This is a genomic window from Xanthomonas sp. NCPPB 901 (assembly GCF_056725085.1).
The window spans coordinates 1,070,397-1,095,409 of record NZ_CM161511.1 but is presented as its reverse complement, the minus strand read 5'-3'; the positions used below and the strand labels follow the sequence as shown (position 1 = coordinate 1,095,409).

The window sequence follows — 25,013 nt, the reverse complement described above, 5'->3', positions numbered from 1 at the left end:
CGATAACACGGCGTGATCGTCTCGCTCTCCAACCTGCTGGGCCGCCTGCCACTGGCCGCGTCCTGCCTCACCCTGTGCGTCGCGCTGGCCCCGGCCGCGTCCGCGGCCGTGACGGTCGACGACGACGACCTGCCCAGTAGCCTGGAGCACTTCGGCCTGGACGAGGGATTGTCGCAACTGTCGGTCAACGCCCTGCAGAGCGACGACCAGGGCTTCCTGTGGGTGGGCACGCAAGAAGGCCTGAACCGCTTCGACGGGCATCTGTTCCGTAGCTACCGGCGCGAGCTCGGCGGCGACAGCCCGCAGAGCCTGCTCAGCAGCAGCATCGACAGCATCGGCTTCGAGCCGCGCGGCAACCGCCTGTGGCTGGGCACCAACGACGCCGGCCTGGAAGTGATCGAGCTGGCGACCTGGCAACACCACCGCCTCGGCGCGCAGCAGGGCCTGTCGCACAACCGCATCACCCAGATCCTGATCGATCCGCAGGGCGGCGCCTGGCTGGGCACCGAACGCGGCGTGGACCGGGTCGCGGCCGACCTGCGGCAGGCGCGGGCGCTGGGCGGCGATGCACCGGTGGTAGGCCTGACCTGGATGCCGGACGGCACGCAGCCGGTGGCGCTGGACCGGCAATGCCGGCTGTGGCGGCTGAGCCGCGACGCGCGCGAGGAACTGCCGGCGCCGCGCGGCATCGACGAATGCGTAGGGCTGCAGTCCGGGCCGGAAGGGCTGTGGCTGGCCTCGGCGCGCGGCGGCCTGTTCCAGCTCGATGCGCACGGCGCGGTGCTGGCGCACTGGACGCCGGCGCAGCTACTCACCGGCGGCAGCGACCTCAGCGCGCTGATCCGGCTGCACGATGGCCGCGTGCTGGTCGGCACCACCAATGCCACGGTGACGCAACTGGACAGCGCGCGCCATATGCCGCAGCGGCTGAGCTTCGACATGCCGCCGAACAGCGCCATCATCCGCTTCTACCAGTCGCCCGACGGCACCTGGTGGATCGGCACCTACACCGCCGGGCTGTACCGGGTGCGCCCGTTGTCGGCGGTGATCCGCAACGACGAGGAGCGCGTCGGCGACACCCACGACTGGCCCAGCAGCAGCGTGCGCAGCATCTGGCGCGACGGCGAGCGCATGCTGATCGGCACCGATCAGGGCCTGTTGCTGCGCGACGGCAGCCGTGCCGCCTGGCGCCTGGTGCCCGGACTGAGCAGCCAGGCGATCCGCAGCATCGCCGCCGACCGCGATGGCTGGTGGCTGGGCACGCGCCAGGGCCTGTGGCGCCTGGACCGGAACGGCGCGCTACGGCGCCTGAGCGGGCTGGCCGACGAGCACATCAACGATCTGCTGCTGGAAGGCGACACGCTGTGGGTGGCCACCCGCCGCGGCCTGACCCGCGTGGTCGGCGGACGCGTGCGCAACGATCCGCGCTGGGCGCCACTGAACGGACACACCCTGACCCGGGTCTACCGCGACAGCGACGACACGCTGTGGATCGGCTGCAACGACTGCGGCCTGTGGCGCATGCGCAGCGGCCGCCCCGCCGAGCCGTACCGCCCGCGCGGCCACGCCCTGTACGCCTCGGTGTGGTCGCTGTACGCACACGACGGCGTGCTGTGGGTCGGCACCTTCTCCGGCGGGCTGTACCGCATCGACCTCAAGCACGACGTGGCGCTGCGCTACAGCGACCGCGAGGGGCTCAGCAGCAACGTCATCTACACCATCCTGCCGGATCCGCAGGGGCGGCTGTGGCTGAGCACCAACAATGGCCTGAGCGTGTTCGATCCACGCACCCGCATCGTGCAGAGCCTGGGCCGCCGCGACGGCCTGCAGAACCAGGAGTACAACAGCGGCCGCGGCTACCGCGACGCGCACGGGCTGCTGTATTTCGGCGGCACCCAGGGCGTGGATGTGATCGACCCCACGCGCCTGCCGCTGCGTAGCCCGCAGGCGCGCGCGGTACTCACCGACCTGCGCATCCTCAATGCCGGCGAGGACCGCGACGGCGGCGAGAACCAGACCGAGAGCGACGTGGTCTACGCGCAGCGCATCGCCCTGGACCATCGCGACAACGTGTTCACCATCGGCATGACCGCGATCGACTTCGCCGCCCCGGGCACCGCGCGCCTGCGCTACCGCGTCGAGGGACTGCAGAAGGGCTGGGTGTACCCGCAGACCGCGCACAGCGACTTCTCGGTCAGCCACCTGCCGCCGGACCGCTACACCCTGGTGGTGGAAGCGGCCGGCCGCGACGGCCAGTTCGGCGCTGCGCGACGGCTGCAGATCGAGGTGCCGCCACCGCCCTGGCGGCATCCGCTGGCCTACGCCGGCTACGTGGTGCTGGGCCTGGCGCTGCTCGGCCTGGCGCTGCACCGGGTGCGGCGCACGGTCAACCGCGAGCGCGACATGGTGGAACTGCTGAACCTGACCGTGGCCGAGCGCACCCGCCAGCTCGAGCGCGCCAACCAGCAGTTGCTGCAGAGCAATGCGCGGCTGCAGGCGGCCACGCGCCTGGATCCGCTGACCCAGGTCGCCAACCGCCGCGAACTGCAGGACTGGCTGGCGCGCGAGTGCCCGGCCCTGCTGGCCGCGCTGGACGAGGGCCGCAGCGCCGATGCGCTGTACTTCTTCATGATCGACGTGGACAACTTCAAGCGCATCAACGACGACTACGGCCACCAGGCCGGCGACGCGGCGCTGGTGCACTGCGCCGCGCGCCTGCGCCGGCTGTGCGGCGACCGCGACCTGCTGGTGCGCTGGGGCGGCGAGGAGTTCCTGCTGGTCACCCGCCTGCCGCACGAGGACGCCGCCAGCGCCCTGGCCGAAGGCCTGCGCGCGGCGGTGGCGACGCAGCGCTTCGCCCAGGCCGAGCGCGACCTGACGCTGACCTGCTCGATCGGTTTCGCGCCATGGCCGTTCGTGGCCGCGTGGCCGGCGCTGGGTGACTGGGAACAGAGCGTGGGCCTGGCCGACCGCTGTCTCTACGCCGCCAAGGGCGCCGGCAAGGACACCTGGGTCGGACTGGCGCCGGGCGCGGCCCCGGACCGGCCGCGCCTGCACGCGCTGCTGGCCGGCGGCGCGCCGGAGGCGCTGGGCGACAGCGTGCGCGTGCTGTGTTCGCCCGGGCGCCAGCCGCGCTTCGCGCGCTGAGCGCCGCCAGCGCGGCTCAGCGCGGCGGCGCCTGCTGCATGCTGCTGCGCCAGGCGTCGAGGAACTGGCGCCGCTTCAGCGCATCCAGGTACACCAGCAGCCCCGGCCCCAGCGCGATCGGGCGGAACGCCGCGGCGGCGGCCGGCCCACCCGGCGCCGCCCTGCCCGGCTGCGCCAGGATCGGCTGCAGCCGCGCCTCGCGCGACAGCACCTGCTGCCCGCGCGGCGACAGCAGATAGTCCAGGAAACGCCGCGCCTCGGCCGCATGCGGGCTGTCGCGCGGGATCACCGCGGTGCGCAGCGCGACCAGGGTGTAGTCCTCCGGCTGCACGATCGCCAGCGGCGCGCCGGCATCGATGCGCGCCTGCGCGTACGAGCCCAGCACGTTGTAGGCCAACAGCAGCTCGCCGCGCGCGACCTTGTCCAGCAGCACGCCAGTACGTTCCTCCAGCACCACGTGGTTGTCGCCCATCGCCGCCAGCAGCGCCCCGGCCATGCTGCCGAGCTGGCTGTCCTGGGTCGCGAACAGGTAGCCCACGCCGCTGCGCTCCACGTCGTAGGTGCCGATGCGCCCGCGCAGCGGCAGGCCCGGCGCGCGCAGCAGTTCCAGCAGCCGGCGGCGGGTACGCGGGACCTGCGCGGCCGGCAGCCGCGCGGTGTTGTAGACGATCGCCACCGGCTCGTAGCTGATACCGAACAGTTCGTGGCGCCATTGCGCCCACGCCGGCAGCGCCTCGGTCTGCGGCGAGCGGTGCGCCAGCGCATGGCCGTCGTTCACCAGCTTGGTCTGCAGGTCCATGCTGGCGCTGATCAGCAGATCGGCGCAGCGCGGACCCGGGCCCGGCTGCAGATAGCGTTGGTAGATGTCCCAGGCGATCGCGTCCTGGTACACCACCTCGGTGTGCGGATGCAGGCGCTGGTAGTCGCCGATCACCGCGGCGAACACCTCGATGTCGGTCGACCCCTGGATGCACAACTGCGCGGTGGCGGCGCCCTGTGCCGGGAAGCGGCGCACGTCGCCGGGCGCGGCCAGCGCGGTGCCGGCGAGCAGCACGGTCAGCAGCGGCAGGCGGCGCAGCAGCGCGGACAGGCTCATGGATGCAACCTCGGCAGGTGCAGGCTGGCGATCAGGCCGCCGCCCACGCGGTTGGACAGGTCGATACGCCCGCCATGCGCTTCGACCACGCGCTTGACGATCGCCAGGCCCAGCCCGGCGCCGCCGGCGGCCGCGCCCTCGCCGCGCACGAAGCGCTCGAACACGCGCTCGGCCTCGGCCGCGGCGATGCCCGGGCCGTGGTCGGCCACGGTCACCACGCAGTCGCGCGCGCTGCAGGTCAGCGCCACCTGCAGCGCGCCGTCGCCGCCGTACTTGCAGGCGTTGTCGATCAGGTTCTTGATCGCTTCGCGCAACAGCAGCGCATCGCCGCGCACCAGCGCCGGTTCGCTGGCGATGGCCAGCTGCACGCGCGGCCGCGGCGCGGCCTGCGGCACGGCCTCGTGCAGCGCCTGGTGCAGCACCTCGGCCAGGTCGACGCTGGCATAGCGCTGCAGGTTCGAACGATGGATCACGCTGGCGTCGCTGAGCAACTGGTTGAGCAGGCGGCTCATGTGCGTGGCATTGCGCTCGATCGCTTCCAGGCTGCGGCGCATCTCGTGCGGATCGTCCTCGTCCAGCGCCAGTTGCGCCTGCGCGCGCAGCGCCGCCAGCGGCGTGCGCATCTGGTGCGCGGCCTCGGCCATGAACGCGCGCAGGGTCTCGTTGCTGCCGGCCAGGCGCGCCATGAAGCGGTTCAGCGCCGCCACCATCTGCTGCATTTCCTGCGGCGCGGTCGCCGCCACCGGCTTGAGTTCGGACGGTTCGCGCCGCGACAGCTCGCGTTCGAGCGTGCGCAACGGCCGCAGCGCGCGCGACACGCCCAGCCACACCAGGGCCAGCGCCAGCAACGACAGCAGCCCGATCGCGACCAGCGCGTGCAGCACCACGTCCTGCGCCAACGCCTCGCGGGCGCGACGGGTCTGGCCGACCTGCACCCACACCTGATCCTGCGCCGCCGCCGAGGACACCCGCCGCGACACCACCGCAAAGCGCACCGGCTCGCCGCTGTAGACCGCGTCGAACAGGCGCGGCGGTGCGCTGGCACGCGGCAGCGACGGTGCCGCCGGCAGGTCGTCGTAGCCGGTGATGGTGCGCCCGCGCGCGTCGAACACGCGGTAGAACACCCGGTCCTCCGGCGCCATCGCCAGCAGGTCCAGCGCCGCGTACGGCAGGTCCACCTGCCATTGGCCGCCGGCCAGCGCCACCGAATCGACGATGGACAGCGCCGAGGACACCAGCAGGTGGTCGTAGGAGCGGTTGGCGGCGCGTTGGCCGTAATCGCGCGCCACGAAGAACAGCGCCACCGCGCCGAGCAGCGACAGCGCGCCCAGGTAGCGCAGCAGCGTGCGCCGGATCGACGGCGCCGGCGCAGCGGCCTCAGCCATCGCCGTCCGCCGCCGGATCCGGCGGCGTCGCGGCCGCCTCCAGCTTGTAGCCGACGCCGCGCACGGTGACGATGCGCAGCGGCGCGTCGGCCAGCTTCTTGCGCAAGCGGCCGACGTACAGCTCGATCGCGTTCGGCCCGGCCTCGTCGTCGAAGCCGAACAGCCCGTTGCCGATCTCGTCCTTGCCCACCACCTGGCCGAGCCGGCCGATCAGAATCTCCAGCAGGCGGTACTCGCGGTTGGGCAAGTCGATCGGCGCGCCGTCCAGGCTGACGCTGTGCGCGGCGTTGTCGAAGGCGAAGCCGCCGAGCTGCACCACCTCGCTGGCCTGGCCGCGGTTGCGCCGCAGCAATACCCGGCAGCGCGCCTCGAACTCGCGGAAATCGAACGGCTTGCCCAGGTAATCGTCGGCGCCCACGTCCAGCGCCTGCACCCGGTCCTCGATGCCGTCGCGCGCGGTCAGCATCAGCACCGGCGTGGTGTCGCCGCGCTCGCGCAGTCCGGCCAGCACGCGCAAGCCGTCCAGCCCCGGCAGGCCGATATCCAGCACCACCAGATCGAAGCGCTGGTAGCGCAGCACCCCCGCCGCGCTCAGCCCATCGCGCTGCCAATCCACCGCGTGCCCGCTGCGACGCATGCGCCGCACGATCGCATCGGCGAGATCGGCGTTGTCTTCTACCAGGAGCAGGCGCATTGGGGGCTGGGAATCGGGAATCGGGAATGGGGAATGGCAACAGCAACAGCAACAGCAGAAGCCTAGCGCATCCGGGAACGTGCTTTTTCGATTCCCCACTCCCGATTCCCCATTCCCGCCCCCCGACAGGTCAATGACAGCTACGCCCAACTAGGCTGCGCCCATGCCGGTCCGCGGCGGGTGCTGCCGGGCCGATCCAATCGCTGCGACACGCACCTGGGAGGGGACGTGGAACTGAAGACTCTGACATTGGGCAGCGCCTGCGCGTTGCTGTGCCTGGCCGGATCGGCGCGTGCCGCCACCGACGACGACGGCCCGGTGACCGCCGAACTCGGTGGCCGCCTGCACTGGGATTTCGCCCACTTCGACAACGACCGCCGCGGCACGCCCAATCCCGACGACACCGAGATCCGCCGCCTGTGGCTGGACGTGTCCGGCAAGGTGTTCGGCTTCGGCTACAAGGTCGAGGGCGACTTCGCCGGGCTGCAGGACGATTTCAACGGCAAGGGCATCGAGGCCAAGGACGTGTACCTGACCCGCACGTTCGGCGCCGGCATCCTGACCGTGGGCCAGTTCAAGCAGTACTTCACGCTCGACGACCGCACCGGCTCCAACTTCGGCCAGTTCCTGGAGCGCAGCGGCGCGGCCACTACGCTGGCGCCGCTGTACCGCAAGGCGGTGTCGTGGCAGGCCGCAGGCACCGACTACACCTGGGCAGCCAGCGTCTACAGCCTGCAGAGCATCGACGTCTCCAACGTCCGCGGGCATGCGTTCGGCGGTCGCGGCACCTGGGCGCCGGGCGCGCGCGATGGCGACGTGCTGCACCTGGGCCTGTCGCTGGCGCACGAGCACTACGACCATCCCGGCGCCGGCGGCGCGCCGGCGCTGAGCATCCGCCCGCGCCCGGCCGGGCACCTGTCCGACGACAGCCGCATCACCCTGGCACGCTTCGCCGACGGCCGCGACACCGACGTGGACAAGTGGTCGCTGGAATACGCGCAGGTGCGCGGACCGCTGTCGTGGCAGGGCGAGTTCAGCGGCGGTGTGTTCGACGACGGCGCGCAGCGCGCCGACGTGCTGGCGGCGTACGGCTTCGTCAGCTGGTTCGCCACCGGCGAATCGCGCCGCTACGACCGCAAGACCGGGCGCTTCACCCGCATCAAGCAGGTCAACCACCGCTACGGCGCGTTCGAACTGGCGCTGCGCTACGACCGCATGTGGGGCGAACAGCACCGCGACGGACAGCCGGATCTGCTCGACGCCTCCACCGCCTCGTGGACGCTGGCCGGCAACTGGTACCTCAAGCCGAACCTGCGGCTGATGCTCGACCTGATCGACAGCCGCAACCGCGACCACCTGACCGGCGTGACGCTGGACCACACGCGGGCGATCACCGGGCGCTTTCAATATGACTTCTGAGTGCCGGGAATGGGGAATGGGGATTGGCGATTCGCCACGGCGGGATCGCGTGATGTGACGTCTGGTCGGCTTTCGATTTTCGGATCTCCGCTGCGGGATCCGCCTTCTTTCATGCACCACCCTGAGGAACTTCCATGCTGACCGCGCTCGGTTTCGGAATGGTCATTACCTTCATGTACCTGATCATGAGCAAGCGGCTGTCGCCGCTGGTCGCGCTGATCATCGTGCCGATCGTGTTCGCGCTGGCCGGTGGTTTCGGTACCGGCATCAACGAGATGATGCTCGAGGGGATCAAGAAGATCGCGCCGACCGGCGTCATGCTGATGTTCGCGATCCTGTACTTCGGGGTGATGATCGACGCCGGCCTGTTCGATCCGCTGGTGCGGCGCATCCTGCGCCTGGTCAAGGGCGACCCGATGAAGATCGTGGTCGGCACCGCGGTGCTGGCGCTGCTGATCTCGCTCGACGGCGACGGCTCCACCACCTACATGATCACCGTCTCGGCGATGCTGCCGCTGTACCGCCGGCTGGGCATGAACGCGTTGAACATGACCTGCGTGACCATCCTCGCCGGCGGGGTGATGAACCTGACCCCGTGGGGCGGGCCGACCGCACGCGCCGCCACCGCGCTGCACGTGGACCCGGCCGACGTGTTCGTGCCGCTGGTGCCGGCGATGGCGCTGGCGATCGCCGGCATCCTGCTGCTGGCCTGGTACCTGGGCATGAAGGAGCGGCGCCGCCTCGGCGTGGTCGCGCTGCCCGGCGATGCCTGGCTGGATAGCAGCGTGGCCGACGACGGCGAGGCGCTGCCCACCGTGGAGGACGCCGAGGACATCAAGCGGCCGCGGCTGCTGTGGGTGAACCTGGCGCTGACCCTGGCGCTGATGGCGGCGCTGGTGATCGGCGTGCTGCCGATGCCGGTGCTGTTCATGGTCGGCTTCGCGCTGGCGCTGCTGATCAACTACCCGAACCTGGCCGAGCAGCGCCGCCGCCTGGTCAACCATGCCGGCAACGTGCTGTCGGTGGTGTCGCTGATCTTCGCCGCCGGCGTGTTCACCGGCATCCTGTCCAACACCGGCATGGTCGAGGCGATGTCGCGCAGCTTCCTGGCGGTGATCCCCGATGCCTGGGGGCCGTACCTGGCGGTGATCACCGCACTGGCCAGCATGCCCTTCACCTTCTTCATGTCCAACGACGCCTTCTACTTCGGCGTGCTGCCGATCCTGTCCGACGCCGCCAGCCACTACGGCATCACCCCGGTGGAGATGGCCCGCGCCTCGCTGGCCGGGCAACCGGTGCACCTGCTCAGCCCGCTGGTGCCGTCCACCTACCTGCTGGTCGGCCTGGCCAAGGTCGACTTCGCCGACCACCAGCGCTTCACGCTGAAGTGGGCGGTGTTGGTGTCGTTGGTGCTGATGGCTGGCAGCCTCCTCTTCGCGCTGTATCCGCTGGCGGCTTGAGCGCTGCCGGGAATGGGGAATCGGGAATCGGGAATCGCAACAGCGGCCTCGCTTCCCAACATTCCCGATTCCCCATTCCCGATTCCCAACTCCGAAGGAGTTCTCCATGACCCTAAGAATCGCCTACGTCACCAGCGGCATGGGCAGCATCGGCACCGCGATCTGCCAGAAGCTGGCGCGCAACGGCCATACCGTGGTCGCCGGCTGCGGTCCCGATTCGCCGCGCAAGTCGGCATGGCTGCGCGAGCAGCGCGAGCTGGGTTTCGACTTCATCGCCTCCGAGGGCAACGCCACCGACTGGGATTCCACCGTGGCCGCGTTCGCCAAGGTCAAGGCCGAGGTCGGCGAGATCGACGTGCTGGTCAACAATGCCGGCGGCAGCCGCGACATGCTGTTCCGGCAGATGGGCCGCGAGGACTGGCAGGCGGTGATCGCCAGCAACCTGCACGCGCTGTTCAACATCACCAAGCAGGTGGTGGACGGCATGACCACGCGCGGTTGGGGCCGCATCGTCAACATCGGCGCGGTCAGCGCGCAGAAGGGCCAGATCGGGCAGATCAACTACGCCACCGCCAAGGCGGCGATGCAGGGCTTCAGCCGCGCGCTGGCGCAGGAAGTGGCCTCGCGCGGGGTCACCGTCAACACGGTGTCGCCCGGCTACATCGCCAGCGCGGCGATCAGCGGCTTCCCGCCCGACGTGCTCGACCGCCTGGCCAGTTCGGTACCGCTGCGCCGGCTCGGCAAGCCCGAGGAAGTGGCCGCGCTGTGCGCCTGGCTGGCCTCCGACGAGGCCGCCTACGTCACCGGTGCCGACTACGCGGTCAACGGCGGCCTGCACATGGCCTAGGGCATGCCCTCGCCTCTCGCGCTGTGCGCGCCGCGGTCGCACGTGCGCGTGGCAGGCAAGCGCCATGACATGGACGGGCGCCAGCCACGGTGACACGCCTGCGCGCCGCACAGGCGCGGCCCACCGCCTGGATCTGGCCTGCGCGGCGTAGCGGCGCCCACGCGCGGGACGCGCCGCGGCCCCATGGCGACGATGCGGCCGCGGCGTGCAAAGCGCCGCGCGACCCGGCTGGCATACACTGCCGATTCCGCTTCGCTGGTCGCGTGTCTTCTCCACATGTCCGACAAACCCGAACCCGCCGCACCCGGCGCGCGCCTGCAGATGGCCGACATCGCGCGCATGGCCGGCGTGTCCGAATCCACGGTGTCGCGCGCCCTGGCCGACAATCCGGTGGTCGCCGAGCGCACCCGCGCCTATATCAAGCAACTCGCCCTCGAGGCCGGCTACCGGGTCGACCCGGTCGCGCGCAGCCTGCGCTCGCGCCGCTCCAACATCGTCTGCGTGGCGGTGCCGCTGATGCACGCGCACGAGCAGCCGCTGTCGGACCCGTTCATGATGACCATGCTGGCGCTGCTCGCCGACGCGCTGACCGCGCGCGGCTACAGCATGCTGCTGTCCAAGCTGGACCAGCACCAGGACCACTGGGTCGAGGACCTGGCGCGCAGCAGCCGCGCCGACGGCGTCATCATGCTCGGCCAGAGCCACGAACACGCCGCGCTCGACGCCGCCGCGCGCGGCGGCCTGCCGATGCTGGTGTGGGGCAGCCGCATCGATGGCCAGGCCTATGCGAGCGTGGGCAGCGACAACCTGCGCGGCGGCGAACTGGCCACCGCGCACCTGATCGAACACGGCCGCCGGCGCATCGCCTTCCTCGGCGACGAGCAATTGCCCGAAGTGGCGCCGCGCTTCGCCGGCTACCGACGCATGCTCGACGCGCACGGCCTGGCGTTCGATACGCGGCTGCACGCACGCAGCCACTTCCTCAGCGAGGACGCCTACCGCCTGACCCGCGCGATGCTGAAGAAGACCGACCCGCCGGATGCGGTGTTCGCCGCCTCCGACGTGATCGCACTGGGCGCGATCCGCGCCCTGATCGAGGCCGGCCACCGCGTCCCGCAGGACATCGCCCTGGTCGGCTTCGACGACATCCCCCTGGCCGCCTACAGCCAACCGCCGCTGACCACCGTGCGCCAGGACCTGGCCCATGCCGCCACCCTGCTGGTGGACGGTGTGCTGAGCCTGATCGCCGGCACACCGGTGGAGTCGGTGGAGATGCCGGTGAGTCTGGTGGTGCGGGAGTCGGCTTGAAGGCTGGGAGTGGGGAATTGGGAATGGGGAATCGGAAAAGCGTTGGTCGCGTGCTGGCAGTGTTTTGGCTGGCGGAGACCGCTGCATTCGAGTTGCGTACCCTCACAAGGGATTACGCGCAAATTTTTGAGGTGGAGATCGGTTAGCGCACGGCGTCTCAGCGCGCGGCGCCACGCTTTTCCGATTCCCTATTCCCCGTTCCCCATTCCCGGCCCTTCACCAACAGCATCGCCGCCGCCAGCATCAACGCGCCTTGAAGGCGGGGAGTGGGGAGTCGGGAATGGGGAATCGGAAAAGCGTTGGTCGCGTGCTGGCAGTGTTTTAGCTGGCGGAGGCCGCTGCATTCGAATTGCGCGCCCTCGCAAGGGATTACGCGCAATTTTTGAGGTGGAGATCGGTTAGCGCCCGGCGTCTCAGCGCGCGGCGCCACGCTTTTCCGATTCCCTATTCCCCGTTCCCCATTCCCTGCCCTTCACCAACAGCATCGCCGCCGCCAGCATCAACGCGCATTGAAGGCGGGGAGTGGGGAGTCGGGAATGGGGAATCGGAAAAGCGTTGGTCGCGTGCTGGCAGTGTTTTGGTTGGCGGAGACCGCTGCATTCGAGTTGCGTACCCTCACAAGGGATTACGCGCAAATTTTTGAGGTAGAGATCGGTTAGCGCACGGCGTCTCAGCGCGCGGCGCCGCGCTTTTCCGATTCCCCATTCCCCGTTCCCCATTCCCGGCCCTTCACCAACAGCATCGCCACCGCCGCCGCCAGCATCAACCCGCCGGCCAGGCGGATCACGTTGCGCGGGTCGCTCTGCAGCAGACTGTCGTAGTACAGCGGCAGGGTCACGATCTGGATCAGCATCGGCAGCACGATGAACAGGTTGAACAGGCCCATGTACACGCCGGTGCGTTCGGGCGGGATGCTATTGGCCAGCATCAGGTAGGGATTGCCCATCATGCTGGCCCAGGCCAGGCCGATGCCGATCATCGGCAGCAGCAACAGCCAGCGGTCGTGAATCGACGGCAGCACGTACATGCCGATGCCGGCGGCGACCAGGCAGGCGGCGTGGGTGGCCTTGGGGCCGAAGCGGCGCGCCACGGGCACCATCGCGAAGGCGGCCAGGAACGCGACGAAGTTGTAGAAACCGCCGATCTGCCCGTTGACCAGACCGGCCTCGCGGAAGCCATGCGAGTCGGCCACGGTGGTGCCGAACAGGGTGGTCGACAGCGACAGCACGATGTACTGCCAGTAGCAGAACATCGCATACCACTGGAACAGCATCACCGGCGCCATCTGGCGCATGGTCGGCGGCATCTGCCGCACCGCGTCGACGATCTCGCGCAACGTCGCCAGCGGCCCGGCGGCGGCCCCGCGCAATCGCTGCAGCGCCTCCGGCGGCAATGCCGGCTCGCGCACGCTGCGCGCGGTGAGCAGGATCGACGCGGCGGAAAAGCCCGCACCGATCGCGAACGCGGCGATGGTGACGTAGGGAATGTGGTGGGCGTTGGCCGCGTCCTGGTTCATGCCCAGCCACACCAGCAGTGGCGGAGTGACGTAGGCCAGGGTCTGGCCGAGGCCGGTGAACGCGCTCTGGGTCAGGTAGCCCAGCGGTCGCTGCGGCGGCGCCAGCACGTCGCTGACCAGCGCGCGGTACGGCTCCATCGCCACGTTGTTGGCCGCATCCAGCATCCACAGCAGCGCCACCGCCATCCACAACGCGACGCTGAAGGGCATGGTCAGCAGGCACAGGCTGCACACCAGCGCGCCCACCACCATGTACGGCATGCGCCGCCCCCAGCGGGTGACGGTGCGGTCGCTGAGCGCGCCCACCACCGGCTGTAGCACCAAGCCGGTGATCGGCCCGGCCAGCCACAGATACGGCAGGTCGGCGTGGTCGGCGCCCAGGTAGTTGTAGATCGGACTCATGTTGCTCTGCTGCAGCCCGAAGCTGTACTGCACGCCGAAGAACCCGGCGTTGAGCGCCAGCACGCGCGAGAGCGGAAGCAAGGGGCGATCGGAACGCATGAGCATCGGCATCGGCCTGGACGGGACGGGGACGCGGAGGGCGTCCACCGCGGCGAGCGGAGTGTGGAGGCGTTTGCAATCGTTTGTAACGCTGCGCCGCACCATGCAGAATGCCCGCCGATCTCCCAGCAAAGGTAGGCGAAGACGCCGTAGGCGGGTTTGCTGCACTGCAAATTGCAATCGATTGCACGCAGCCGTATCTCTAGGCCGCCGCACCGATCGTCCGCGGCGCGCCGTGCCGGCTCCGGCGCAGGCGCGCGGCGGCCACCGCACCACCTACCGCACACCATTCGCTTTGGGAGAGACAGCGATGCACCACCCTTCGATCCGCCTGCAGACTCTGGCCCTGGCCGTCGCCGCAGCGCTGTCCGCGCCTGCCGCCTTCGCGCAGCAGGCCACGCCCACCACCGCCGACGCAGCTGCGGCCAAGCGCGATGTGACCAGCCTGGATTCGGTGTTCGTCACCGGCACCGCCACGCCCAAGAGCAAACTGAAGTCCAGCGTCGCGGTCAGCACCGTCGGCGCCGAGGCGATCGAACAGTCGGCGCCGCGCAGCACCGCCGAGATCTTCCGCAACATCCCCGGCATCCGCTCCGAATCCAGCGGCGGCGAAGGCAACGCCAACATCGCCGTGCGCGGCCTGCCGGTCGCCTCCGGCGGCGCCAAGTTCCTGCAGTTGCAGGAAGACGGCCTGCCGGTGCTGGAGTTCGGCGACATCGCCTTCGGCAACGCCGATATCTTCGTGCGCGCGGACTACAGCCTGGAGCGCATCGAGGCGATCCGCGGCGGCTCGGCCTCCACCTTCGCCAGCAATTCGCCCGGCGGCATCATCAACTTCATCAGCAAGACCGGCGACACCGCCGGCGGCAGCGTCGGCCTCACCCGCGGCCTGGGCGGCTACGACAACACCCGCCTGGACTTCGACTACGGCGCGCCGTTCGCCGAGCACTGGCAGTTCAACGTCGGCGGCTTCTATCGCCGTGGCGATGGCGTGCGCGACGCCGGCTACACCACCGACAAGGGCGGCCAGCTCAAGGCCAACCTGACCCGGCTGTTCGACAACGGCTACGTACGCGTCTACGCCAAGTACCTCAACGACCGCGCCGCCGGTTACCTGCCGGTGCCGACCCGGGTCAGCGGCAGCGACGGCGCGCCGCACTTCGGCAGCATCGACGGCTTCGACCCGGGCACCGACACGCTGTACAGCCCGTACTTCCGCAGCAGCGCCACCCTCGATGGTGGCAATAAGCCCTCGCGCGTGGAACTGAGCGACGGCATGCATCCGCTGTCGCGCGCGTTCGGCGCCGAAGCGCAGTTCGAGATCGGCGGCTGGACCCTGACCGACAAGTTCCGCATCGCCGACACCTCCGGCCGCTTCGTCTCGCCGTTCCCGGCGCAGGTCGCCGACGCCGCCGCGCTGGCCGCCAGCATCGGCGGCGCCGGCGCCAGCCTGCGCTACGTCGACGGTCCGAACGCCGGCCAGGCCTACACCGGGCTGGCGCTGCGCACGCATCTGTTCAACGTGCACCTCAACGACCTGGGCAACGCGGTCAACGACCTCAGCCTGGCCCGCGGCTTCGCCAACAGCGACGGCGGCAACCTCAACCTCAAGGCCGGCTGGTACACCTCGCGGCAGACCATCGACGTGGACTGGACCTGGAACTCCTACGTGCAGTCGCTGGCGCACCGCCCGCGGCTGCTGGACGTGGTCGCCGCCGACGGCAGCCTGCGCTCGCAGGACGGCCTGTACGCCTACGGCGTGCCGTACTGGGGCTTGGACATCACCCGCCACTACGACGTGCGCTACGACATCAACGCGCCGTACCTGGCGCTGAGCTGGGACCAGGGTCCGCTGAGCCTGGACGGCAGCCTGCGCTACGACATGGGCCGCGCGCGCGGCACCACCGCCGGCGGCCTGCTGGCCAGCAACGTCGATGTGAACGGAGACGGCGTGATCGAGGCGCCGGAGCGCAGCGTGGCGACCATCGACTACGGCAACCCCAAGCCGGTGCGCTACGACTGGAACTACCTGTCGTATTCGTTCGGCGGCAATTACATGCTCACCGACGACCTGGCCGCGTTCGCGCGCTACAGCCGCGGCGCGCGCGCCAATGCCGACCGCCTGCTGTTCGGCGTGGTCCGCGACGACGGCTCGGTGTCCTCCAACGAGGCGGTGAACGTGGTCAAGCAACTGGAAGGCGGCCTGAAGTGGCGCAGCGGCGGCCTGAGCCTGTTCGCCACCGCCTTCGCCGCACGCACCCAGGAGCAGAACTACGAGGCCACCACCCAGCGCTTCTTCGACCGCACCTACAAGGCGCACGGCCTGGAGCTGGAAGCGGCGTACCGCGCCGGCGGCTTCAACCTCAACGGCGGGCTGACCTGGACCGACGCCACCATCGACAAGGACCAGATCACCCCGGCCAACGCCGGCAACACCCCGCGCCGCCAGGCCCGCTTCGTCTGGCAGCTGACGCCGAGCTACCGCGGCGAGCGCTACCAGGTCGGGGTCAACGCGATCGGCACCAGCTCGGCCTATACCCAGGACAGCAACCAGCTGAAGATGCCCGGCTACACCCAGGTCAACCTGTTCGGCGACTACCGCATCACCGATGCGCTGACGGTCTCGCTCAACGTCAACAACCTGTTCAACACCTTCGGCCTGACCGAAGCGGAGGAAGCGTCGATCGCCGACGCGCCCTCCGGCGTGATCCGCGCGCGCTCGATCCCGGGCCGCACCTCCAGCATCAGCCTGCGCTACGACTTCTGACGAGGACCGCACATCCGCGCCCCGCCCGGGGCGCGGCCAAGCCCCCCATGACCGCACCCGCTCCTTCCGCACTGTCCTCGCTCGCCCGCACCCTGTGGCAGGCGCATCTGTACCCGGACACCGCCGACGCACTGCTGCCGCGCCTGCAGCGCCATGGCGAACGCCTGCTGACGCCATTGCACGCGCTGTACGGCGCGCATCCGGCGTTCGCGCAATGGCTGCCGCAGTGGCTGACGCAGCTGGCCGCCGCGGCCAACGCGCGGCCGCCGGCACTGCGCCAGCTCGATGCCGAGCGCGCGCCCGACTGGTTCGCCACGCCGACGATGCTCGGCTACAGCGCCTACGTCGACCGCTTCGCCGGCACCCTGCGCGGCGTCGGCGAACGCGTGCCGTACCTGCAGGAACTGGGCGTGCGCTACCTGCACCTGCTGCCGTTCCTGCGTGCGCGCGACGGCGACAACGACGGCGGCTTCGCGGTCAGCGACTACGGCCAGGTCGAACCGCGGCTCGGCGATACCGCCGACCTGGCGGCGCTGACCGCACGCCTGCGCGAGGCCGGGATCAGCCTGTGCGCCGACTTCGTGCTCAACCACACCGCCGACGACCACCCGTGGGCGCTGGCGGCCAAGCGTGGCGATACGCGCCACCTGGACTACTACCACCACTTCCCCGACCGCAGCGCGCCGGACGCCTACGAACGCACCCTGGGGCAGGTGTTCCCGCACACCGCGCCCGGCAACTTCACCTGGGTGGAGGAGACCGACGCCTGGCTGTGGACCACGTTCTATCCCTACCAGTGGGACCTGGACTGGAGCAATCCGGCGGTATTCGGCGAGATGGCGCTGGCGCTGCTGCACCTGGCCAACCTGGGCGTGGAAGTGTTCCGCCTGGATTCCACCGCCTACCTGTGGAAACGCCCGGGCACCGACTGCATGAACCAGCCGGAGGCGCACACCATCCTGCAGGCGCTGCGCGCGCTCACCGACATCCTGGCCCCGGCGGTGCTGTTGAAGGCCGAGGCGATCGTGCCGATGGCGCAATTGCCGCCCTACTTCGGCACCGGCGCCGCCCGCGGCCACGAATGCCACCTGGCCTACCACAGCACGCTGATGGCGGCCGGCTGGGTGGCGCTGGCCGAGCAGCGCGGCGACATCGTGCAGGCGGCGATCGCGCGGACGCCCGCGCTGACGCCGGCCTGCGGCTGGCTCAGCTACGTGCGCTGCCACGACGACATCGGCTGGAACGTGCTGCAGCGCGAAGCCGCCGGCGGCGACGGCGTGGCCCCGTTCGCGCTGGCCCGCACCGCGCAGTTCTATGCCGGCCGCACCGCCGACAGCTACGCGCGCGGCGAAGCGTTCCAGAGCAGCGGCGACGGCGTGCACGGCAGCAACGGCATGAGCGCCGCACTGACCGGCATCGCCGCGGCGCTGGCCGCCGGCGATGCCGACGCGCTGGAACTGGGCGTGCGCCGCCTGCTGCTGCTGTACGCGGTGGCGCTGGCGATGCCGGGCATCCCGCTGCTGTACATGGGCGACGAACTGGCCCTGGGCAACGACGAGGACTATCGCCACGACCCGCTGCGCCGCCACGAAGGCCGCTGGCTGCACCGCCCGGCCATGGACTGGACGCGCGCCGCGCAGCGCCACGATGGCGACAGCCTGCCCGGCCAGGTCTACGCCCGCCTGCGCGGACTGATCGCCGCACGTTCGGCGACCGCGGCGCTGGCCGCCGACCAGCCGCTGCGCGCGGTGCCGCTGGGCAACCCCGCCCTGCTCGGCCTGGCCCGCGGCGAGGCGTTCGTGGCGGTCTACAACTTCAGCGCGCAGCCGATCGCGGTGGATGTCGCCGCGGCGCTGGGCGACGGCGACTGGCAGGCCATCGCCGACGGCGGCAGCGATCCGGCAGCACTGTCGAACTGGAACGGCATCCTGCCCGCGTACGGCCTGCGCTGGTGGCGGCGCGGCTGAGTCGATAACAGCAGCGGCGCCTGTGCGCGCCGCTGCTGCATACCCGCGCACGCTTCTGCGTGTCTGCACTCGGGACTGAAGTCCCTCCCACACGGCGCTGCCTGCCTGGCACGCGGCGGCGCATGTGTGCATCGCAGGAGCGGCTTCAGCCGCGACCAGCGTCAATGGGAAAGCCTGTCGCGGCTGAAGCCACTCCTACGGAAGGCAGAGCGAAATTGGGTCCAGCGGGGCGCTACAAAAGCGGTTACCAAAGGTGCGCATCAACCGCTGCACCAGCACCCCGCCAGAAAACGACGCCCTCTCGTACCGAGACGGCGGTCGCCTTGCCATCATCGCGATCGGGACGTGCTCATTTCCGGCGCAGCAACCCCAGCAACGCCTCGGCCGCGGCTTCGGACGAGGCCGGATTCTGTCCGGTCACCAGGCGACCATCCTCGACCACGTGCACGCCCCAGTCGGCGACCTTGCTGTACTGGCCACCCAGGCGCTTCAGTTCGTCCTCGACCAGGAACGGCACCACCTCGGTCAGGCCCACCGCGGCCTCCTCGCTGTTGGTGAAGCCAGTGACGCGGCGGCCCTTGACCAGGGGCGCGCCGTCGGCCGCGGTCACCCGGCGCAGCACGCCCGGCGCATGGCAGACGAAGCCGATCGGCTTGCCGGCGCGCGCGAACGCTTCGATCAGGGCGATGGAATCGCGATCCTCGGCCAGGTCCCACAGCGGGCCATGGCCACCCGGATAGAACAGCGCGTCGTAGTCGTCCATGCGCACCGACGCCAGCGCCTGCGTGTTCGCCAGTTGCTGCTGCGCCGCCGAGTCGTCCTTGAAGCGACGGGTCGCCTCGGTCTGCGCGTCCGGCGCATCGCTCTTCGGGTCCAGCGGCGGCTGCCCGCCCTTGGGCGAGGCCAGGGTCAGCGTGGCGCCGGCGTCCTGGAACGTGTAGTACGGCGCGGCGAATTCTTCCAGCCAGAAGCCGGTCTTGTGGCCGGTGTCGCCGAGGCGGTCGTGCGACGTCAGCACCATCAGGATCTTCATGCGGAACTCCTCGTGAGGGGAAGCGGCCATGCGGAGGCATGGCCGGGCGCCGCAGTATCGGCAGCCGCGCATTCGCGACGGGTGAGCGCGGCGTGGTCCCGTTCAGTCCACCTGGTCCATGCGGATGCGGTTGGCGAACAACGAGAACGCCAGCATCCCGGCCAGGCCGCTGGCGCGCGCCACCCACGTCGGCAGCCAGCGCGGCGGCGCCAGCACCCCGGCTTCGAACAGCGGCGCGAATGCGGCCACGTCTTCCAGCGCCATCTTGCCGGCGAACAGCCAGCGGCACAGCGGCAGGCGATCGCGCTGCAGCGCCTGGCGGAAGAAGGTGTGCACCGAGACCAGCCCGCGCAGGTACACGGTGTCCTTGGTGAAGGCGGTGCCGCCGGTGGTCGGCACGCCGCGGAACACGCGCTGCGCCGAGGAGAAACTCTCCGCCGGCGCCTGCCCGGCCGCGTCGAAATAGCGGAACACCTCGATGAAGTCGGCACCGTCGCGGGCCAGCGCGATCGCCTCGATGCGCAGGCTGATCCGCTTCATCCGCGCGATGTCGATGCTGCCGGTGATCTGCTCGGCGAAGGTCGCCAGGCCTTCCTGGGTGGCGGTGGTGCGCGGCGAGGACAGGGCCAGGCTCGGCAACTGCGCCTGTTGCCGGCCGTTGAGCGCGGTCAGCGAATGCACTAGCGCCTCGTGGTGGAACAGCTGCGCGCGGTCGTAGTCGCTGAAGTGCGCGCCGGAACGCAGGCGGATGCGCTGCGCGCCGGCGGCGGCCTTGGCCAGCAGGTCCGGATCCAGCTCCACCGTGATGACCCGCGCGCCGAAGAACTCGTCCAGGTCGCGCTGCAGCAGCAGGCGCAAGGCGGTGGCCGAGACCGGCACCTGTTCCTCGGCCGAGAACAGTTCGCGGTCCAGTTCCTGGGCGATGCGGATGAAATGGCCGGCGGCCTCGCGGGTGGTGGGGCCGTGGCCGGGCATCGGATCGTCCGGCACCCCGAACAACTGCGCCGAGTAAGTCCCCACCGCCGGCGTGCCGAGCGCTTCGAGCAGGGCGGCGGCCAGGTCCCAGCTGTGCACCGAGGCCTGCAGGTAGGCGCCGAGCGGATGCGCCGGGTCGGCGGCGTGGGCGATCGCCGCCAGCTCACGGCGGGTGTCGGCGAAATCCAGCTTGGGGTAGTGCACCTGCGGCAGCTGCGGCTGCCCGCGCGCCACGCTCTCCAGGAACGGCGCCTGCAGCGCCACCGGCCAGCTGGCCAGCGCCAGCAGGCGGATGCCGCGCACCGCCTTGACCAGCCGCGCATCGAGCGCGGCGTGATGGCGAATCTCGGCCGACAACGCGCGCTTGGCCACGGCCGGCGTCAGCGGCGGCTGTTGCGCGGCGGCGGGCGCTTGCCGCCCGGCTTGCCGCCACCGGGCTTGCCGCTGCGGCCGGCGGCCGCGTTCTGCGCCTGGCGCTGCGCCAGCTTGCCGGCCGCGCCGGCCACTTCCTCGCGCAACTTCAGGTAGTTGGCCAGGCGCGCGGCCTCGATCTCGCCGCGTTCGATCGCCGCCTGCACCGCACAGCCCGGTTCGGCCAGGTGCGCGCAGTCGTTGAAGCGGCACTGCGCGGCCAGCGCCTCGATGTCGGCGAAGGCGCCCTCGGCCAGGTCTTCCTCGCCGGTGGGCTTGAGTTCGCGCATGCCGGGGGTGTCGATCAGGCAGGCGCCGGACGGCAGCGGCAACAGTGCGCGGTGGGTGGTGGTGTGGCGGCCGCGCGAGTCGGTGGCGCGTACCGCCGCGGTGCGCATCTTCTGCACGCCCAGCAAGGTGTTGGTGAGGGTGGACTTGCCGGCGCCGGACGAGCCGACCAGCACCGCGGTCTGCCCCGGCCCCAGCCACGGCCGCAGCGCGGCGACGCTGTCGGCCTGCCGCGCGTTGACGGTCAGCAGCGGGATCGATTGCGCCGCCAGTTCTTCCAGCACCGCCAGCGCGTCGTCGGCGTACTCGGTGAGGTCGGCCTTGGTCAGCACCACCACCGGCGCCGCACCGCCGCCGCCCACCAGCAGCAGATAGCGCTCGATCCGGCGCGGATTGAAGTCCGCATCCAGACCGCAGACGATGAACACCGTGTCGATGTTGGCCGCGATCACCTGCTGGTGATAGTGCTCGCCGGCGGCGCCGCGCTTGATCGCGGTGCGCCGCGGCAGCAACGCGACGATGCGCGTGTCCTCCAGCAGCACCCAGTCGCCGACCGCGGCGCGTTCGTGGCTGGGAAAGCGCGGGCGCTGCCAGTCCGGCAGCGATTCGACCTTGAACCCGGTGTCCACCGCATCGGCGACCACGTAGCCGGTGCGGTGCTGCTCCACCACCCGCGCCGGCCGCGCCTGCGGATGCGCGTCGAACAAGGCGCGCCAGGCCGGCTCCTCGGGCAGTCCGGGCCAGGGCCAGCCGATGGGGCGCAGCGCGTCGAAGTCGATCGGGGAAGAGGTCATGGGCGAATTCTAGAGGGTGTGCCAGGCGCCGAGGTGAGCGGGAGGCGGCCACGTGGAGACACGCACCGGCCGCGCGACGCGGCGCAGACGGGCCAGCCGCGGCGGCGACGGCGCGCCACCGGGTGGTTTCCCACGGAGTCGTCGGAAGCGGCGCCAGCCCACGCCGCCCCAGCGGCGCCGCAGCGGCGCCGCGGCCAGCGGATGCCATCAGCGGGCCGCGCCCCGGGGCCGAGGCCCGCCGCCGTAGACGGTCGCGCCGCGGCGCCGCCCCCGGCCGGCCGCCATGTCACATTTCCGCTACCATGCAACTCCCACGCCCCCACCGGCCAATGCGATGCCCACCCTGCCGATCAAGCCGCTCGCGATCCGCGAACGCCTGTCCGAAGTCCGCTACGAGATCCGCGGCGAACTGGCACGGCGAGCCCGCGAGTTGGAGGCCCAGGGGCGCAAGCTGATCAAGCTCAACATCGGCAATCCCGGCGCGTTCGGCTTCCGTGCCCCGGAACATCTGCAGCGCGCGATCGCCGACGACATGGGCCGCACCGATCCCTACACCCACCAGCAGGGCCTGCCGGAGGCGCGCGAGGCGATCGCCGCGGCCTACGCCCGGCGCCAGCATCCGGACGCGCACCCGGACCGCATCTTCGTCGGCAACGGCGTCAGCGAGCTGATCGACCTGTCGCTGCGCGCGCTGCTCAACCCGGGCGACGAGGTGCTGGTGCCGTCGCCGGACTATCCGCTGTGGTCGGCCGCCACCATCCTCAACGACGGCCGCCCGGTGTACTACCGCTGCGCGCCGGAGAACGGCTTCCAGCCCGACCCGGTGGAGATCGAGACGCTGGTGTCCTCGCGCACCCGTGCCATCGTGCTGATCAACCCGAACAACCCCAGCGGCGCCAGCTACTCGCGCGCGCTGCTGGAGAAGATCGTGGCCATCGCGGTCAAGCACAACCTGCTGCTGATGGTCGATGAAATCTACGACCAGGTGCTGTACGACGACGCGGCGTTCGTGTCCGTTGCCCCGCTGGCCGGCGCGCATCCGTGCATCAGCTTCGGCGGCCTGAGCAAGGTGCACCGCGCCTGCGGCTGGCGCGTGGGCTGGGCGCTGCTGTCCGGCGACGCCGAGCGCGTCGGCGATTTCCGCAACGCCATGGACCTGCTCGGCGCGCTGCGGCTGTGCGCCAACGTGCCCGGCCAGTTCGCGATCGATGCCGCGGTCAACGGCCCGGACACGATCTCGCCGCTGTGCGCGCCCGGCGGCCGCCTGTACGAGACCCGCCGCGCGGTGATCGAGGCCTGCGCGGCCAGCGAGCACCTGTCGCTGGTGCAGCCGGCCGGCGCGCTGTATGCGTTCCCGGCGGTGGTCGGCGCCGCCGCGCGCGGGTTCGACGACCACGCCTTCGCCCTGGAGCTGATGGAACAGGAAGGCGTACTGGTGGTGCCCGGCTCCAGCTTCAACGTGCCCTACCGGCACCATTTCCGCGTCACCCTGCTGCCGGAAGCGGCGACGATGCGCGAGGTGTTCGCGCGCATCGACCGGGTGCTGGCGCGCCGCGCCGAGGACGCCACCAAGGTGGTGCCGCTGAAGCCGCGGGCGGCTGTGGGGCGGTGAATCGGGAATGGGGAATCGGGAATCGGGAATGGGCAAAGCGTGCCGGTCGGCGCGGCTGAGCGCATGAGCGGCCACGTTTCCACGGTCGCGGCGCGATGAGCGAATCCATTTCGGCCCCCCAGCACCACGCACCCTTGCGCTATCTGGCGCTGGGCGACTCCTACAGCATCGGCGAAGGCGTGGACGCCGACGGACGCTGGCCGCTGCAACTGGCCGCGGCGCTGCGCCGCGACGGCATCGCCCTGGACGATCCGCAGATCGTCGCCACCACCGGCTGGACCACCGACGAATTGGACGCCGGCATCGACGCGGCGGCCCCGCAGGGCCCGTTCGACCTGGTGACGCTGCTGATCGGCGTCAACAACCAGTACCGCGGCTATCCGCTCGCCGACTACCGCGCGCAGTTCGACGCGCTGCTGCAGCGCGCGATCGGCTTCGCCGGCGAGCGGCCGCAGCGGGTCGTGGCGGTGTCGATCCCGGACTGGGGCGTGACCGCGTTCGCGCAGCCGCCCGCACACGACCCGGCGCGCATCGCCGCGCAGATCGACGCCTTCAACGCCGCCGCGCAGGCCTGCTGCGCCGCGCGCGCGGTGCGCTTCGTCGACATCACCGGCTGCAGCCGCGACGGCGGCGGCGATCCGGCGATGCTGGCCGCCGACGGGCTGCATCCGTCGGCGGCGATGTACGCGCGCTGGACCGCGATGCTGTTGCCGACGGTCCGCGATGCGTTAGCCTAGCTGGCATACGACGCCCGCTGCCAAGGACCGACATTGCGCGACGCCAGCACCACCCAGCCCATGACTCGCCCGCAGGCCCAGGCCATCGCCCGCGCCTTCCTGCCCACGCATCCGCTGGGCAACCGCTACGACTACTACTACACGCGCACCAAGCTGCGCACCGATCCGCTGTATCCCGGCGTGCTCGCCGCGCTGCGCGGCACCGACGCGCCGGTGCTGGACCTGGGCTGCGGGCTGGGCCTGCTGGCGCACGCGCTGCGCGCCGACGGCCAACGCCAGCGCTACCACGGCGTGGACATCGATGCGGCCAAGATCCGCCGCGCCGCGGCGATCGCCGCGCGCAACGGGCTCCAGGACACCCGCTTCGAGGTGGTCGACCTGGGCCAGTCCTGGCCCGAGCACCATGGCAGCGTCGCGATCCTGGACGTGCTGCAGTACCTGGACCGCGACATGCAGTCCAACCTGGTCCGCAGCGTGGCGCGGATGCTCACCCCGGGCGCCAAGCTGGTGATCCGCAGCGGCCTGGGCGATACCAGCGGCCGCGGCCGCACCAGCCGCATCACCGACGTGCTGGCGCACCTGGCTGGCTGGATGCAGGAACTGCCCAAGGCCTATCCCACCCGCGACAGCCTGCAGGCCCAGCTCGACGCCGCCGGCCTGCGCGCCAGCTTCGCGCCGCTGTACGGCAACACCCCGTTCAACAACTGGCTGATCGTGGCGGAGCCGCGTTGACGCAGACGCGACACCGCGCACGCCGCGACCGCATCGACTTCGCCACCCCGCACCCGGGTTGCCACCCATGACTGCACCCGTGCCACGACCGCGCTCCGGTTTGGGCATCGCGGCCCTGGCGACCAGCCTGATCGCCGCGGTCGTGCTGCTCGCGGCGCTGTTGCTCAGCACCTTCTTTGTCGTCCCCACGTTCGCCGCTGGCCCGGACACGCCGATGTCGCTGCTGCTCGGCCTGCTCGCGCTGCTCACCGCCATCGCCCAGGTCTGCGCCATCGCGCTGGGCATCGGCAACTGCCTGCAGCCTGATCGCAGCAAGCGTTACGG

At 70.8% G+C, this 25,013-nt stretch carries 17 protein-coding genes; 10 read left to right on the top strand and 7 right to left on the bottom strand.

The window, feature by feature from the left end; genetic code table 11:
• Positions 1-12: 12 nt before the first annotated feature.
• Positions 13-3,147, top strand: a complete 3,135-nt coding sequence (locus AC1PME_RS04525) for a two-component regulator propeller domain-containing protein (RefSeq protein WP_481097441.1) — start codon at positions 13-15, stop codon at positions 3,145-3,147.
• A gap of 16 nt (positions 3,148-3,163) precedes the next feature.
• Here the strand turns inward: AC1PME_RS04525 and AC1PME_RS04520 are convergent, their stop codons facing one another.
• Genes AC1PME_RS04520 through AC1PME_RS04510 form a run of 3 tightly spaced genes read right to left on the bottom strand, consistent with a single transcriptional unit; the run spans position 3,164 to position 6,322 of the window.
• Positions 3,164-4,243, bottom strand: a complete 1,080-nt coding sequence (locus tag AC1PME_RS04520) for an ABC transporter substrate-binding protein (RefSeq protein WP_307548779.1) — start codon at positions 4,241-4,243, stop codon at positions 3,164-3,166.
• Positions 4,240-5,628, bottom strand: coding sequence for a sensor histidine kinase (locus AC1PME_RS04515; protein WP_254460479.1), 1,389 nt, complete (start codon positions 5,626-5,628; stop codon positions 4,240-4,242). Before AC1PME_RS04515 ends, AC1PME_RS04520 begins: the two co-directional genes overlap by 4 nt.
• On the bottom strand, positions 5,621-6,322 hold the full coding sequence (locus AC1PME_RS04510) for a response regulator (RefSeq protein WP_481097440.1): 702 nt from the start codon (positions 6,320-6,322) through the stop codon (positions 5,621-5,623). The genes AC1PME_RS04515 and AC1PME_RS04510 overlap by 8 nt, the downstream gene beginning before the upstream one ends.
• A 228-nt stretch (positions 6,323-6,550) precedes the next feature.
• Between AC1PME_RS04510 and AC1PME_RS04505 the strand changes: the two genes are divergently transcribed.
• The 4 genes from AC1PME_RS04505 to AC1PME_RS04490 all read left to right on the top strand — a co-directional run bounded on the left by AC1PME_RS04505 (position 6,551) and on the right by AC1PME_RS04490 (position 11,356).
• Positions 6,551-7,741: an OprO/OprP family phosphate-selective porin gene (locus AC1PME_RS04505; RefSeq protein WP_481097439.1), complete on the top strand. Its 1,191-nt coding sequence runs from the start codon at positions 6,551-6,553 to the stop codon at positions 7,739-7,741.
• A 134-nt stretch (positions 7,742-7,875) separates the two neighbouring features.
• Positions 7,876-9,201 carry a CitMHS family transporter gene (locus AC1PME_RS04500; protein ID WP_481097438.1) on the top strand — a complete coding sequence of 442 codons (1,326 nt, stop codon included), beginning with the start codon at positions 7,876-7,878 and terminating at the stop codon, positions 9,199-9,201.
• A 106-nt stretch (positions 9,202-9,307) separates the two neighbouring features.
• On the top strand, positions 9,308-10,048 hold the full coding sequence (gene phbB / locus AC1PME_RS04495; RefSeq protein ID WP_160961783.1) for an acetoacetyl-CoA reductase: 741 nt from the start codon (positions 9,308-9,310) through the stop codon (positions 10,046-10,048).
• A gap of 276 nt (positions 10,049-10,324) precedes the next feature.
• The gene (locus tag AC1PME_RS04490) at positions 10,325-11,356 is read left to right on the top strand and encodes a LacI family DNA-binding transcriptional regulator (protein ID WP_254460475.1); all 1,032 of its coding nucleotides are present in this window, start codon (positions 10,325-10,327) and stop codon (positions 11,354-11,356) included.
• Between the two features lie 670 nt (positions 11,357-12,026).
• Here the strand turns inward: AC1PME_RS04490 and AC1PME_RS04485 are convergent.
• The gene (locus tag AC1PME_RS04485) at positions 12,027-13,373 is read right to left on the bottom strand and encodes an MFS transporter (RefSeq protein WP_307552856.1); all 1,347 of its coding nucleotides are present in this window, start codon (positions 13,371-13,373) and stop codon (positions 12,027-12,029) included.
• 310 nt (positions 13,374-13,683) lie between these two features.
• On the opposite strand from AC1PME_RS04485, the gene AC1PME_RS04480 reads away from it, so the two are divergent.
• Both AC1PME_RS04480 and AC1PME_RS04475 read left to right on the top strand, forming a co-directional pair.
• Positions 13,684-16,140 carry a TonB-dependent receptor gene (locus AC1PME_RS04480; protein WP_481097437.1) on the top strand — a complete coding sequence of 819 codons (2,457 nt, stop codon included), beginning with the start codon at positions 13,684-13,686 and terminating at the stop codon, positions 16,138-16,140.
• A gap of 47 nt (positions 16,141-16,187) precedes the next feature.
• Positions 16,188-18,107: an alpha-amylase family glycosyl hydrolase gene (locus tag AC1PME_RS04475; RefSeq protein ID WP_481097436.1), complete on the top strand. Its 1,920-nt coding sequence runs from the start codon at positions 16,188-16,190 to the stop codon at positions 18,105-18,107.
• Between the two features lie 349 nt (positions 18,108-18,456).
• On the opposite strand, the gene AC1PME_RS04470 is transcribed toward AC1PME_RS04475, so the two are convergent.
• The 3 genes from AC1PME_RS04470 to rsgA all read right to left on the bottom strand — a co-directional run bounded on the left by AC1PME_RS04470 (position 18,457) and on the right by rsgA (position 21,608).
• Entirely contained in the window at positions 18,457-19,140 is a 684-nt protein-coding gene (locus tag AC1PME_RS04470) for a type 1 glutamine amidotransferase domain-containing protein (RefSeq protein WP_481097435.1), read from the bottom strand.
• A 102-nt stretch (positions 19,141-19,242) separates the two neighbouring features.
• Positions 19,243-20,487, bottom strand: a complete 1,245-nt coding sequence (locus tag AC1PME_RS04465; RefSeq protein WP_481097434.1) for a flavohemoglobin expression-modulating QEGLA motif protein — start codon at positions 20,485-20,487, stop codon at positions 19,243-19,245.
• 8 nt (positions 20,488-20,495) lie between these two features.
• Positions 20,496-21,608, bottom strand: a complete 1,113-nt coding sequence (gene rsgA, locus AC1PME_RS04460; RefSeq protein ID WP_307548759.1) for a ribosome small subunit-dependent GTPase A — start codon at positions 21,606-21,608, stop codon at positions 20,496-20,498.
• A gap of 334 nt (positions 21,609-21,942) precedes the next feature.
• Here rsgA and AC1PME_RS04455 point away from each other — a divergent pair, with 334 nt between their 5' ends.
• From AC1PME_RS04455 to AC1PME_RS04445, 3 genes are all read left to right on the top strand, one after another.
• Positions 21,943-23,220, top strand: a complete 1,278-nt coding sequence (locus AC1PME_RS04455; protein WP_254460469.1) for a pyridoxal phosphate-dependent aminotransferase — start codon at positions 21,943-21,945, stop codon at positions 23,218-23,220.
• 95 nt (positions 23,221-23,315) lie between these two features.
• Positions 23,316-23,957, top strand: coding sequence for an SGNH/GDSL hydrolase family protein (locus AC1PME_RS04450; protein WP_307548756.1), 642 nt, complete (start codon positions 23,316-23,318; stop codon positions 23,955-23,957).
• A 60-nt stretch (positions 23,958-24,017) separates the two neighbouring features.
• Positions 24,018-24,689, top strand: coding sequence for a methyltransferase domain-containing protein (locus AC1PME_RS04445; RefSeq protein WP_481097433.1), 672 nt, complete (start codon positions 24,018-24,020; stop codon positions 24,687-24,689).
• The last annotated feature ends 324 nt before the right edge of the window (positions 24,690-25,013 follow it).